Raw genomic sequence first — 12,425 nt, 5'->3', positions numbered from 1 at the left:
TGATAGCCCTTGTTAGAGCTATCATTATAAACTATCGAGTAATTTATCACTGCCATCTTCGATTAAATCGAGCACCTGCTCAAAGCCATTATCGCCACCGTAGTATGGGTCTGGTATTTCTTCAATATCACTGTCGCCATAACTTAAGAAAAGCGCTAATTTATACTGTAAGTGTGCAGGGCAAAGAGCATTTAAATCCGTTAGATTTTGTCGATCCGCTGCCAAGATTAAATCAAAATATTCAAAATCCCCCTGCTCGACTTGTCGTGCACGGATCCCTTTAAATGAATAACCTCGCTTTAAAGCCGCCGCTTGAGAGCGCTTATCAGGAGGGTTACCACAGTGATAAGCTGCCGTCCCTGCTGAGTCGACCTCAAGCTCAACATTCTTTTGCAATGCCTTAGCACGTAAAACGGCCTCTCCTGTTGGGGAGCGGCAAATATTACCCAAACATACCACCAGCACTTTTTTCAGGCTTTAGATCCTTGTTTCTTAACTTTTTAAATCAGCTAACAATTCATCAATTTCGGCTTTTAGCTCTTTATCGGCAATTTTATTTGCACTGACTTTGGCACTTTCCAGCGCAGTAATTGCCGCCTCTTCTTGCCCTAACTCAAGGTGCATAGTGGCTAATGAATAGCTTATTGATGACATGTAATCTTTCGCATTGATTACGGTTGCTTTTGCTAACGCCTTTTCATAAAGCGTGATTGCATCAGCAAATTCATCGGTAAAGTCAGCGAGAGTTTCCCACTGCACAGGGTGATCTTTTGGCGTATTTTCATTCTCAGTACACAATGTAGATAGCTGCTTGTAAAGCATATCAAACCGCTTTTGATCTTTTCTTTGCGCTGCTTCTACCAATTCACCAGCTAAATTAAGTACCACTTTGTACAGCTTAGTATTCATCATGTTTACAGCCTTTTATGGATAAGAACTTTATCATAACTTATCACTTCCAACCTTGTAACCAGATGTGTTGATCTTTTAATTGTAGCCAATCGATAACCTGCGTACGTTTAGACATAAGCGCTTCTATCTCACAATGGATAACATGGCCTTCTTCATCAAATTCTATCACTGTGATCATGAAATGTTTGTCTTTATTGATAGGAGATACCGCTGTCCATTTACTGTTGAGCAATTTTTTGGGGGTTACTTTATTCATGTTCAGCACTATAAACGTATTTTAATTTAATTAAACATACGCTTATAGCGTTAATTGAGTTCATTAATATTGTTTTAGAATTGCTTCATCGTAATCATCTGCGTTTAACGTTAAGTTAAACTTCTCAGCAACACTATCTAGCTCAGCTTGTTTAATAGCTAATTCATCCATAGTGATAGTATTATCGTCAAGCTGCCACAACAAACGTGACCCTGCGTAACTATAATGAATAGCGAGTAATGCATTCGCATCGCCCTCGCGCCCAGCAGCTTTAAGCTTCGGCATTTTACGGGTAATTTTATTGAGCGCTTGTTTAAGCTCCCACACGTACACTACTTCGGTCATGCAGTCGTGTTTGCGGTATTTGTTAAGTAAAAAGGCAATAGCAACACTCGTCACCACAACACCCAATAAATTCCAATGAAAGTGGCTGCCACTTTCATCCGGAAACAACGCAATCAAAGTTTGCGAAATAGCTAAACTGCCACCCGCTAACGCTAAACCGCAGCCAATAATGACGCGGTTTAAGTGCTTACGATAACGAGCTTTATCAATTTGAATAAGTTGCATAACTGCCTAGTAAAATAAGAGTAAAAATAACAAGCTATTGTAACTAATAGCGCAAGCTTTTAGTACCAACATACCACAGCTTAATTAACTGTAATTTCTTTACTCTTATCATTTATATATTTTAAGCCAATAGTCACAATGCGCGTATTAACCATAGTGATCACACGCAGATGCACATTATTTATCACCAACGTAGCCCCTTTACACAGAGGCTGATCTAACTTCTCGTTAATTAACTCTTCTAAACTTAGATTTTCGGGCGCATCTATTTTCATATTATACGAGTAATAAATATCACCGACTAAAGTGACTCCCTTAACACGAAGTTCATTCTTTGTTAGATGATTATCATCTTGATGCGTTTCATCTGTTGCTGCAAAAACTAAATCTACAAACGCCCTATTTTTAGGCTTTAAAACCACAAAGAGATGATCTTGCGATTTTAATGTCGTTGAGCCTCTTGGTGGAATTGTTGATGTACCTCGGGTAATCATCGCAACTACAACACTCTCAGGTAGTGCAGCTCTTGATAAGCGCCGTCCTACAACTCGCGACTCATCACTGAGGGTATATTCTACAATCTCAATATCTATCTCATTAAGAGCGGTAATTTCAAGCTTTGCTGCGGCATGTAATGGCGGCGGCTCAACCAAACCTAATTTTTTAGCAATCCATGGCATCGTTGCACCTTGCAATGTTGCCGATATAAGCACCACGAAAAACACCACATTAAAGATAAGCTCAGCACCCGGTAAACCAAATAGTAAAGGGAAAATAGCCAAAATAATTGGCACTGAACCACGTAGCCCCACCCACGAAACAAAAACGGTTTCTTTATTACTGAAGCCAAATAACTTTAAAATAGGTGCCACAGCAAGAGGACGAGCGATAAAAATAAGCGCTAATGCAATGAGTAGTCCTTCTAACCACACATCAACTAATGACGAAGGGTTAATCAGTAAACCTAACACCACAAACATCGTTATTTGACCCAGCCACGCTAAGCCATCGTGAAACAGAAAAATACCACGCTTGTATACAAATTCGCTATTACCTATGATAACACCGGTTATAAATACAGCTAAAAAGCCACTACCGCCCAACGAGGCTGATAAACCAAATGACAACAAACCAAATGCAGTCACCATCACTAAATACAAACCCGATGTATTGAGCTTAATTGTGTTTATCAGCCACATAGCTAACTTACCAATGAGCACACCACACAATGCCCCTATGCCCATTTGTTGGACAAACAAAAGTAATAATCCAGCGCCAAATTTCATTTCATTGACTAAAACTTCAAGCAAGCCAATGGTTAAAAATATAGCCATTGGATCATTTGATGCACTTTCGATTTCTAGTGTTGATTTAAGCTTTTTATTTAAATGGATACCCGCACTTCGTAGTAGCGCAAAAACGGCTGCGGCATCGGTTGAGCCAACAATAGCCCCTAATAAAACGCCTTGTAATACAGGTAATTGAAGAATATATGTAGCCACTAGGCCGGTAATCACCGCAGTAAAAAATACCCCAACGGTTGCCAGCGCTGATGCAGGTTTCCAAACTTTTTTAATAGAACCTATCGGTGTTTGCAGCCCCCCATCAAACAAAATAATCGCCAGAGCCAACGTACCGAGTGCATGAGCGGCCTCGGCATTATCAAATGAAATACCGGCAATGCCATCTTCCCCTGCGAGCATGCCAACAAGTAAAAATAAAACAAGTACAGGTAGGCCAACTCGAGCAGATAACTTACTCGAAATAACCCCCAATAAAATTAATACGGCACTGACAAGAATTATATTATCGATTACAAACATATTTGGAATTTATACCTTGTATAAACATAAATGAAAGACGACTAAAGCCCTTTAACTTTAACATAAAATACAACAACCTAATAAAACAGCTATATAAAAATTTAAATAAATAAGCAAAAGCTATAAAAAAATATCACCCCTTTTTAATTTATCACACGTTTTACTAATCACTATGTTCTTAATTACAAAGGCTCGCTTATGCAAACATTAGATTTTCCACACACTAACCCAACATTAAAAACATCAACCGCAATTATTGGTGGTGCAGCCATGACGTTTGCCGCATTCGCTTTTATGCAATACTTAATCAGTGGTGAGCAACGCGCCACAAATTTAAACACTAAAGATATTGTAGTAGAAATATTTCAAGTACCTGAAGATACCAAAGTGCAACAAAAGCAAACACTACCGCCGCCACCAAAAATGCAAACACCGCCAAAGGTACCGCCCCGTAACCCGCCTAGCACTGATACCAATGTAATCACAACAGCAATTACACCCAATATTAGTATTGATAAAATAGGTGGAGATATTAAAACACATTTACAACAACCCACAGGTGAAGCAACACCCATTGTGCGAATTAACCCTAAATACCCGACAATTGCAGCACGTGAAGGCATTGAAGGTTGGGTACAATTAAGCTTTAATATATCACCAAGTGGGGAAGTTATTGATGCGCAAGTAACTGACTCTGAACCAAAACGTATTTTTGACCGCGAAGCACTGCGAGCAATCAAGCGTTGGAAATACCGCCCTAAAGTGATTGATGGCATAGCACAACTGCAAACTGGTCAAAGTGTGCAGCTTGACTTTAAATTAGATCAAAACCAGTAGCGCGAATACATACTAGGGTGCCTATGCTTACAAGTTTAAAATCATGGTTTATTAGTCAGCCAAGTGATGATTACTTAGCTGACTATGCAAAAAGTGGCGACACACGTCACTTAACTAAGCTCGTCACCTTGTTCGGTAACGACTTATATCATTATTTAGTGACGCAAAGTAATGAGCAACTCGCCTTTGATATTAGCCAGCAAACGTGGTTAAAAGTGATGGAAAAACGCCATCACTATCAAGGTCAAAACAACCCTAAAGCCTGGCTATTTCGCTTAGCTCGCAATGCGTTAATTGATGAATACCGCAAGCAACAGCGCTTTGTTGAACTTGAAGAGAATACAGCAATAACAACCGCTCAAACAGAGCCCAGTTTTGACTATGACAGCTTTAATCGCGCTTTAATGCAGCTAAGCTTTGTGCAACGTGAAGCCCTCACTTTACAACAAGAAGGCTTTTCACTAGACGATATACAGCATATTACCCAAAGTAATCATGAAACCGTAAAAACACGGCTACGTTATGCAAAACAAAACTTAAAAATCATACTAGGAGCTGACAATGACCAAGCATAACGAGCAGTTTGAACACCAACTTGAACAACATTTTAGTGAGCGTAAAAAACGCCATTCACTCAGTGCAGAGCAACGTGCCACATTAGCGCAGCTCTCAGATAGCGCTCCAAACAAAAAACCCACCCGCTTTTTACTACCCCTACAAATGACCGGCCTTGCCTGCGCATTAGTGGCACTTGGTTTTACCATGTTTAACACAACAGATAACAATCCCGATCAACTAAGCACACTTAACACGTATGCCGTACAGCAAAGTAAGTATCATTTTATTGAAGTTCATCAAGTCGATAATGCGGGCAGTTATTCAAGTGAAATTACCCGAAAAAAACAGAGGCTCGACGATAAACTCGCCGCCGACCTGCGCCTACATCAACAGCGCTATATTGAATACGGCCAATTAGTTAACGTTGATGACGACTGGTACATCGCCAGCTGCCACAGCGAAATGCTCATTCAAATAAAAGACTCGCTATTAAATGACCTTAACACCAAACACGCCATTGAAAGCAACATCACCATGGGCGACATGCTCGCCATGGCCCACAACAGCCAAGGCCAGATTATCGCACTTAAGCATGCTGGGAGTGGGGTTAAGGTCTGTAAGGGGTGATTTTCACCACCGAGGGCACAGAGGTGCTGCGCGCTACACAGAGAAGAGCTTGAGATGTGAAACCTTGGCTTAGCTTTTATTCAAAAAGCCAAGTTCTAAAATTATCATGTATAAAAATCAGTTATCTCCCATGTAATCTAACGGCGAAGATAACTCTACAAAATCACGATAATGTTCTTTCGTAATCTGGGTATATTCATCATGAGCATAAATATATTTAACCAAATGGATTCCCACTTCCTCAGGTTCAGAGCGTTCATGATCAAGTTTTACTAAAGCTTCTTCTGCTTTTTGAATTTCCGTCAAGGGCCTCCTCTCTCTACTTCCTCCCATAAAATCATAAAAACCTGAAGTTTCAACATCAAAGATTTTAGAAAATATTTGTTCAATAAATTTAACAAGAGAAATGATGTATTCCTTTTTACCACCTCTGTAAATTCCATAATTCAATTGATATTTTTGCGGCTCAATAAAGGATGCGACCTTTGCTGATAAATACTCATCTGAAATATTGTATTGAAGAAAGTCAGCCAAACTTATGTCTTTAATTTCGCCTTTATTATTTTGCTCTGTTCTTTTAAATCGCCCACTCATAATCTCTTCATAAAGCGGATGATCTTTTTCATAGATACAAAACAAAGTAGCCAACACAAGAATATCTACTTTTTTACCGCCTGGTAAGTTTGCAATAATGGCTGTAATACGTTCTGTAATTTGTATAGCTGTTCTCGCCGATACTTGAAAAGCATCTAATACTACTGAAATATTTGCGAATGCAGTTTCAGCTTTTTCAGTTTGAGGTAATATTTGAATATTTCTGCTCTTAAGATATTCGGGCTCAAACTTTGTTCCGTCGGCATGCACATTTAAAAATTCACTTAGTGCAGGGCGTTTTAAACTATATCGGCTGTTAAAAAATCGGCCTAAATAGACTTTAGCATCGAACCCTTCACCATAAACTGACTTAATTGTATGTTGTAATTGTTCTGTATCGGTCGCCACCACAAAGACGATGCCTTTAACATCAAATATATGCTTTATAGTTTCGAGCATTTCAACAGCATAACTTGGACGACAACGATCTAACTCATCAATAAACACGAAGATAGGTAATTCTTTATCTTTCTGCTGCTCAAATTTACTGACCCAATCTGCTAACTTAGACTTTATGACCTCGATACTTTTATTTTTTGCTTCATGCTCTTTAATCAGATTTTGAGCAAGCGCTTTGACTGCTGGTGAGAATTCTGAGCTATTTTGTTTGCTAGATTCTACCTTCTCAGTTTCTTCACCTTCGTCTTCAGAAAAGAGTAATGTATTTAACTCATCTATATTGATACCAGTTATTTTTTTAGTTAAGCCTTGTGCTATAGCAGGTGCAACAGCTTTAAACATTGACGCTGCTTTATTTGGAATACTAATAGCGAAATTAGCCTGCGCACTAAGCTGCTTAATAATGCCAGCAATAACAGTTAAAAAAGGATCGTCAGAATAATCTTGTTGCCAAGCATCGATATAAACAACCGGAAAGTTTTTGAGTTCCTGTGACCAGCGCTTGAGAAAGTATGTTTTACCTGCGCCCCACTCGGCATTTAAGTTTAATACGTAGTTTCTCTTTTGCTCTTCATGTGGCCTATTCTCGTCAAAACCTTCTTGAATTAATAACCTTGTGAGAAATGTTGCGTATTTAGCTCTATCTAACTTATCAGCAGGAAAGTACTCATCTATTTTACTATTTGGCGATGTGCTCCAATCAAAGTCATTTATATCAGCCATCAAATTCCCTCTTAAATATCTCTTTTTTATATAGTGCCATACAAAGTTAAGAAATATAATTCTTAAATAGCCCTCATAAAAATGCACTGAGTAAGGCCTATTGTCTTGCCAAGACTAAAAACTAATCTCACGTTTAACACCCTTCCCCCGTCATCGCGCCCTGAAAATAAGTAATTGATGAGTAATATCGCGCATGGCAGGATTTTGTTCCCGACAAATCCTAAGTACCTACATCCATGTAGGCAATGCGCGTTAAGCCGTGACTTCGCCATGGGTGAAAAACGTAGCTTTGAACGAGAGGTCATGGATGACCGAACTGGGGAGCGTACATGGATGTGCAAGTTGGCCTATCTTCGCCGTTTACGTTCACATCAATTACGCATTGAAGGATTAAGCGTGATGCTCGGGTGGCGCTGGGAGAGTCCAGAGAGGGGCCAGCGGCAGCCCCTCTTTGGCTGCCGTCGCCAGCGCGACAAAACCTTGAATAAGGTTTTTTAAACAGTTAGCAAGTTAGCAAGTTAGCAAGTTAGCAAGTTAGCAAGTTAGCAAGTTAGCAAGTTAGCAAGTTAGCAGAAAAAACCTTCAGCCAAGATGATGCAACTTTTTGGGATAAAAGCCCAGCAAGCTCAGAGCCTATGGTGTTAAACCCTTCGAGGCTAAAGCCTTCTCCCACATCAAATATTTAAGCTCTGTGCAGCGCGAAGCGCCTCTGTGCTCTCCGTGGTGAGATTCACTTTTTCGCCCTAAAGGGCGACCTACAATTTAAACCAAACCCGTTTGGTTTCGTTGCACTCTAACCAACCTACAAATTACACGCGCCAGCAAGCTCAGCACCTATTAGAGGCTCATTTATCACTGATGTTAATCCCTTCGTGGCTAAAGCCATCTCCCACATCAAATATTTAACCTCTGTGCAGCGAAGCGCCTCTGTGCCCTCAGTGGTGAAATTCTCTTTTTCGTCCTAAATGACATTCTACAATTTAAGCTCGTTGGGTTTCGTTGCACTCTACCCAACCTACAACATCCGCGCGGCAACTCCCTCATTTATCTTATAATTACGTAAATAGTCGTACTTTCGCGAAAGTTAATAACAATCTCAATCATAACGCGCTAGGCTAATAGCACCATGTTTAAAAATTGGAGTCATTATGAAAAAGTCTTTTTGTACTAGCTTAATCATCAGCCTCATTGGTTTAACCAGCCTACAAGCCTGCGCACAATCCGAACAAACAATCCCGGTCGCTAAAAGTGCTGATAAATATGAGCTTGAATTAATCGCTAAAGGCATTCAAATTCCTTGGGGAATGGCATGGCTTAACGAACAAGATTTATTAGTGACTGACCGCGCTGGCGAACTTAGGCTTATTCGTGATGGCAAATTGCTAGATCAAAAAATCACTGGCGTGCCTAAAGTACATGCTCAAGGACAAGGCGGCTTATTAGATATTGAGCTTGATCCTAATTTTAACGACAACGGCTGGATTTACTTTTCATACTCGGGCTATGAAGGTGATGGCGAAGGCTATAATACGTCAATCATGCGCGCACAACTAAAAGACATGGCGCTCGTTAATACTCAATTACTGTTTGATGGTGCACCTAATACCACGGCAACCAAACATTATGGTTCGCGTATTGAGTTTGATAACGACGGTTATTTATATTTTTCTATCGGTGATCGCGGTAAGCGTGATGTTCACCCTCAAAGCCTTGAGTACGATGCAGGTAAAATTCACCGCATTAACAGCGATGGCTCAATTCCTGAATCAAACCCATTTGTAAGTCAGCCAAATGCGCATAAGAGTATCTATTCGTATGGCCACCGTAACCCTCAAGGCATGGCAAAACACCCACAAACGGGGGCAATTTGGAGTCATGAACATGGCCCTCGTGGCGGTGATGAAATCAATATTATTAAGGCTGGTGCCAATTACGGCTGGCCAGAAGTAACCCACGGCATTAATTACATTGGCACTAAAATCACTGATGAAACAAGCCGCGAAGGAATGGAGCAACCAGATTGGGTTTGGGTGCCGTCTATTGCGCCCTCTGGTATGGAATTTGTTACCAGTAATAAGTACCCGCAGTGGCAAGGTCACGTACTCGTTGGTGCAATGAAGTTTGCTCACTTAGTATTAGTTGAGCTTGATGGCAATAAAGTAACGGGTCACAGTAAGCTGTTTGAAGGCGCTGGCCGCGTACGCAGTATTTCAACTCACCCAAATGGTGATTTATATCTGGGCATTGATGGTATGGGAATTTACCGCATAGTGCCAAAAGCCTAACCTACGATTACCACTAAACATTCACGCCCTGATATTTTCAGGGCTTTTTTGTTGTTCTCAGGTTACTAAAGTCGCTTTTTTGCAATTATTTTTATTTACTCGTCACTAAACTAGATAGCTGTTATTTATCTATTAGGAACGATTATGCAAAGAGCTAATTACTATAAAGTTGAACCCGAGTTAATAACCTACTTAATTGATCAAGAAGCATTGATCAAACAAAAAGTCGAAAACACTTTTGGAGTGACTATTTGGGAACTGCTGAAATTAAGATCATCACAGTTAAACCAATGTGCGTATTGCTTGGCAATGCATAGTAAACAAGCGCTGGAGTATGGTGAGAGCATTAACCGCATTATCGCTCTTAGTGCTTGGCAAGACGCACCTCTTTATAACGATAAAGAGCGTGCTGCATTAGCGCTTTGCGAGAAGTTAACCTTGTCACAGCACATTGATGATGATTTTTACCTGACTCTGGAAAAATTATTTGATCAACCAAGTTTAGTCGCGCTCACCGTAGCTATTAATGCTATAAATAGTTGGAATCGTATAGTCAAAATGTTTAAACCTACAGTCGAGTTTAATGAACGATAAACTATTACTTGAGCTATACAGCCCAACAGGCGAAATAGCTGATTATGTACAAGCAATTTGGTTTGCTCGCGCCCAATTTTCAGGGGAGAGTTGGCTCCCCTGCGATGGCGCCCAAGGAGTGATATTTTTAATTTCTGGGCAGCTTAACTTAGCTGGCAAACCATTGAATCTCCCCTATTCTATGCAAACCATCTCTACGCAATCAGAAAAAGTGACATTTACTGCAGGCTCCATTTTTTGTGGGATCAGGTTTAAGCCCGCAGGGCATGCTCACCTACAAAAGGTCAATCATTCCCTTGTTGCACCAACTACTTTAAGAGATATTGCACAAGCGCTTGACCAAGATGCGAATTTAGATTCATTTATAGATTTGTTATCAGCACACTTCAATGCACCAGAAGTACATCATCATACTATTGAGCACACACAAGCACTGATCCATAAAATAATCAATCTGACCCCACTCACTACTGCTTATGATGATAGCCCAAAAGGTAAGCGACAATTAGAGCGTTACGTTAAAAATACCTGCGGCATTACCGCCAAGCACTTAGCACGTATTTACAGAATCAGGCAGGCTAAAAAATTGATAAAAGAAAGCCCACAGCTAAGTTTGGTACAGATCGCCCTTGAATGCGGGTTTGCCGATCAATCCCATCTAAACAATGAATTCAATGCCATTTTGCAAATAACTCCCGCCAAATATAAAAAGTTAATTCAGCAATAAAAAAGCCTGCTAATTTGCAGGCTTTCTCGTTAACTTTACTCTCGCTAACTCTCTACAAAACAATAATGCTTGTAATGAGGTAAGCCACAAATGTTAAGCCACCAGCGAATAGCGCATACGGCATTTGGGTTTTAACGTGAGTGAGTAAGTCACAACCTGATGCAATTGCTGAAACTGCACTGGTGTCGGATATTGGCGAGCAATGATCGCCAAATACGCCGCCACCTAAGATTGCCGCAATCACTAATGAAGGCGGTAAACCTAGCGCTTGGATCAGTGGCACACCAATGGGGATAAGTATTGCAAACGTGCCCCAAGACGTACCCGTGGTGAACGAGATAACCGCACCGGTTACAAACAGTACTGGCACCACTAAGTATATAGGTAAGTAATCACCCACCAGCCCTGCCACAAATACGCCCGTGCCTAAGTCTTTTAAGCTGGCACCTAAAGTAAGTGATAGCAAAACAATAGCAACTAAAGGCAGTAGCTCGCCCATGCCTTTAAAGCCAATATCAACTAATTTATGGTGAGTAAACTCGCGTGATGACACCATTAAAAAGTAAGCAACTACGCAGGCTAAAATAGTGGCATACAGTACTGATTTAGAACCACTACCGCTGGCAATATCACCATTACCTGACCAATACATAAAGCCAACCATACTACCAATTAAGGTAATTAGCGGCACTAGCATGTAACGTGCTTTTGTACCTTTTACTTCTTCTTGTAGTTCTGTTTGTTGATGTTCTAATTGTTCTTCTGCTTTTTTAAGTGGACCGTGAACTTTATCAAATGAAATAGTGTAAAACACAATCAGTAAGGTAATAATGGCGTAGAAGTTATAACCTATACTGCCCCATAAAACCGATACGGCCGATTCGTCCATTTCATAGTTACCCAATAAACCAAGTACGTATGCCCCCCAGCCATTGAGTAATATTAAAATACACACCGGCGCGCTGGTGCTGTCGATAACATACGCTAAACGGGCACGACTCATTTTGAATTTATCGAATAAACCACGCGACAAAATACCCGCAGTAAGTACACTTAGGTTAGATTCAATAAATACTGCAATCCCTGAGAACATAGTTAAAAAGCCAACTTGGCGTTTGCTTTTGGCCACGCCTTTGTTCATCAACATATTAACAGTGGCAGCCACACCGCCAGACTCACGAATATAAGCAAGCAATGCACCTATTAAAATACTAAATATGAGTATTCGGCTATTACCCGGTGAGCTTGCCACACTTACGACACGTTCAATGGTGTTGATAAAAGTATTAAACAGCGTGTTACCGTCGCCTTGTAAGGCTAATAAAAACTCTGATGAAGCAACGGCAACAAGCAGTGCCATAATCACTTCTTTGCGCCAAAATACGATTAGTATCGCTATCAACGGCGGTAAAATGGAATACCAAGACATACAAAAACCTTTTAAGTTGCGACTACGCCGC

The 12,425-nt window shown here is 40.5% G+C and carries 13 protein-coding genes; 6 read left to right on the top strand and 7 right to left on the bottom strand.

The features are described 5' to 3' along the window. Positions 1 to 24: 24 nt before the first annotated feature. The 5 genes from QMA12_RS12800 to QMA12_RS12780 form a co-directional block, all read right to left on the bottom strand. The gene (locus QMA12_RS12800) at positions 25 to 474 is read right to left on the bottom strand and encodes a low molecular weight protein-tyrosine-phosphatase (RefSeq protein ID WP_290209373.1); all 450 of its coding nucleotides are present in this window, start codon (positions 472 to 474) and stop codon (positions 25 to 27) included. Between the two features lie 18 nt (positions 475 to 492). Further along, complete coding sequence (locus tag QMA12_RS12795) at positions 493 to 912, bottom strand: Replicative DNA helicase (RefSeq protein ID WP_087533795.1); 420 nt, start codon at positions 910 to 912, stop codon at positions 493 to 495. A 40-nt stretch (positions 913 to 952) separates the two neighbouring features. Then, positions 953 to 1,168, bottom strand: coding sequence for a TIGR02450 family Trp-rich protein (locus tag QMA12_RS12790; protein WP_087533796.1), 216 nt, complete (start codon positions 1,166 to 1,168; stop codon positions 953 to 955). Between the two features lie 63 nt (positions 1,169 to 1,231). Then, positions 1,232 to 1,738: a DUF3087 domain-containing protein gene (locus QMA12_RS12785; protein WP_290209331.1), complete on the bottom strand. Its 507-nt coding sequence runs from the start codon at positions 1,736 to 1,738 to the stop codon at positions 1,232 to 1,234. Positions 1,739 to 1,818: 80 nt separating this feature from the next. Then, on the bottom strand, positions 1,819 to 3,561 hold the full coding sequence (locus QMA12_RS12780) for a potassium/proton antiporter (RefSeq protein ID WP_290209329.1): 1,743 nt from the start codon (positions 3,559 to 3,561) through the stop codon (positions 1,819 to 1,821). A 198-nt stretch (positions 3,562 to 3,759) separates the two neighbouring features. On the opposite strand from QMA12_RS12780, the gene QMA12_RS12775 reads away from it, so the two are divergent. From QMA12_RS12775 to QMA12_RS12765, 3 genes are read left to right on the top strand one after another with little or no spacing between them, the layout of a single operon-like run. After that, entirely contained in the window at positions 3,760 to 4,398 is a 639-nt protein-coding gene (locus QMA12_RS12775; protein ID WP_290209328.1) for an energy transducer TonB, read from the top strand. A 23-nt stretch (positions 4,399 to 4,421) separates the two neighbouring features. Continuing rightward, positions 4,422 to 4,973 carry an RNA polymerase sigma factor gene (locus tag QMA12_RS12770; protein ID WP_290209327.1) on the top strand — a complete coding sequence of 184 codons (552 nt, stop codon included), beginning with the start codon at positions 4,422 to 4,424 and terminating at the stop codon, positions 4,971 to 4,973. After that, on the top strand, positions 4,960 to 5,583 hold the full coding sequence (locus QMA12_RS12765; RefSeq protein WP_290209326.1) for a hypothetical protein: 624 nt from the start codon (positions 4,960 to 4,962) through the stop codon (positions 5,581 to 5,583). Before QMA12_RS12770 ends, QMA12_RS12765 begins: the two co-directional genes overlap by 14 nt. A gap of 117 nt (positions 5,584 to 5,700) precedes the next feature. Here QMA12_RS12765 and QMA12_RS12760 read toward each other — a convergent pair whose 3' ends face one another. Next, a complete protein-coding gene (locus QMA12_RS12760; protein WP_290209324.1) occupies positions 5,701 to 7,359 on the bottom strand; it encodes a P-loop NTPase fold protein in 1,659 nt (552 codons plus the stop codon). A gap of 1,148 nt (positions 7,360 to 8,507) precedes the next feature. Between QMA12_RS12760 and QMA12_RS12755 the strand changes: the two genes are divergently transcribed. The 3 genes from QMA12_RS12755 to QMA12_RS12745 all read left to right on the top strand — a co-directional run bounded on the left by QMA12_RS12755 (position 8,508) and on the right by QMA12_RS12745 (position 10,965). Then, complete coding sequence (locus QMA12_RS12755) at positions 8,508 to 9,644, top strand: PQQ-dependent sugar dehydrogenase (protein WP_290209321.1); 1,137 nt, start codon at positions 8,508 to 8,510, stop codon at positions 9,642 to 9,644. A 144-nt stretch (positions 9,645 to 9,788) separates the two neighbouring features. Then, positions 9,789 to 10,238 carry a carboxymuconolactone decarboxylase family protein gene (locus QMA12_RS12750; RefSeq protein ID WP_290209320.1) on the top strand — a complete coding sequence of 150 codons (450 nt, stop codon included), beginning with the start codon at positions 9,789 to 9,791 and terminating at the stop codon, positions 10,236 to 10,238. Beyond that, positions 10,228 to 10,965 carry a helix-turn-helix domain-containing protein gene (locus tag QMA12_RS12745; RefSeq protein WP_290209318.1) on the top strand — a complete coding sequence of 246 codons (738 nt, stop codon included), beginning with the start codon at positions 10,228 to 10,230 and terminating at the stop codon, positions 10,963 to 10,965. Before QMA12_RS12750 ends, QMA12_RS12745 begins: the two co-directional genes overlap by 11 nt. A gap of 52 nt (positions 10,966 to 11,017) precedes the next feature. On the opposite strand, the gene QMA12_RS12740 is transcribed toward QMA12_RS12745, so the two are convergent. Then, entirely contained in the window at positions 11,018 to 12,394 is a 1,377-nt protein-coding gene (locus tag QMA12_RS12740; RefSeq protein ID WP_087532932.1) for a Na+/H+ antiporter NhaC family protein, read from the bottom strand. Between the last annotated feature and the right edge of the window lie 31 nt (positions 12,395 to 12,425).

Origin of the sequence: Pseudoalteromonas sp. APC 3893, assembly GCF_030408095.1 — a bacterium.
In the GTDB taxonomy this organism is placed as follows: domain Bacteria; phylum Pseudomonadota; class Gammaproteobacteria; order Enterobacterales; family Alteromonadaceae; genus Pseudoalteromonas.
Note: the sequence above shows the minus strand (reverse complement) of the source record. Positions and strands in the feature narration are given on the sequence as shown.

Excerpts from the sequence above, each read along its gene's own strand:
- QMA12_RS12795 (WP_087533795.1), bottom strand. The coding sequence starts at position 912 with ATGATGAATACTAAGCTGTACAAAGTGGTACTTAATTTAGCTGGTGAA.
- QMA12_RS12790 (WP_087533796.1), bottom strand. The coding sequence starts at position 1,168 with ATGAATAAAGTAACCCCCAAAAAATTGCTCAACAGTAAATGGACAGCG.
- QMA12_RS12785 (WP_290209331.1), bottom strand. The coding sequence starts at position 1,738 with ATGCAACTTATTCAAATTGATAAAGCTCGTTATCGTAAGCACTTAAAC.
- QMA12_RS12780 (WP_290209329.1), bottom strand. The coding sequence starts at position 3,561 with ATGTTTGTAATCGATAATATAATTCTTGTCAGTGCCGTATTAATTTTA.
- QMA12_RS12775 (WP_290209328.1), top strand. The coding sequence starts at position 3,760 with ATGCAAACATTAGATTTTCCACACACTAACCCAACATTAAAAACATCA.
- QMA12_RS12770 (WP_290209327.1), top strand. The coding sequence starts at position 4,422 with ATGCTTACAAGTTTAAAATCATGGTTTATTAGTCAGCCAAGTGATGAT.
- QMA12_RS12765 (WP_290209326.1), top strand. The coding sequence starts at position 4,960 with ATGACCAAGCATAACGAGCAGTTTGAACACCAACTTGAACAACATTTT.
- QMA12_RS12760 (WP_290209324.1), bottom strand. The coding sequence starts at position 7,359 with ATGGCTGATATAAATGACTTTGATTGGAGCACATCGCCAAATAGTAAA.
- QMA12_RS12755 (WP_290209321.1), top strand. The coding sequence starts at position 8,508 with ATGAAAAAGTCTTTTTGTACTAGCTTAATCATCAGCCTCATTGGTTTA.
- QMA12_RS12750 (WP_290209320.1), top strand. The coding sequence starts at position 9,789 with ATGCAAAGAGCTAATTACTATAAAGTTGAACCCGAGTTAATAACCTAC.
- QMA12_RS12745 (WP_290209318.1), top strand. The coding sequence starts at position 10,228 with ATGAACGATAAACTATTACTTGAGCTATACAGCCCAACAGGCGAAATA.
- QMA12_RS12740 (WP_087532932.1), bottom strand. The coding sequence starts at position 12,394 with ATGTCTTGGTATTCCATTTTACCGCCGTTGATAGCGATACTAATCGTA.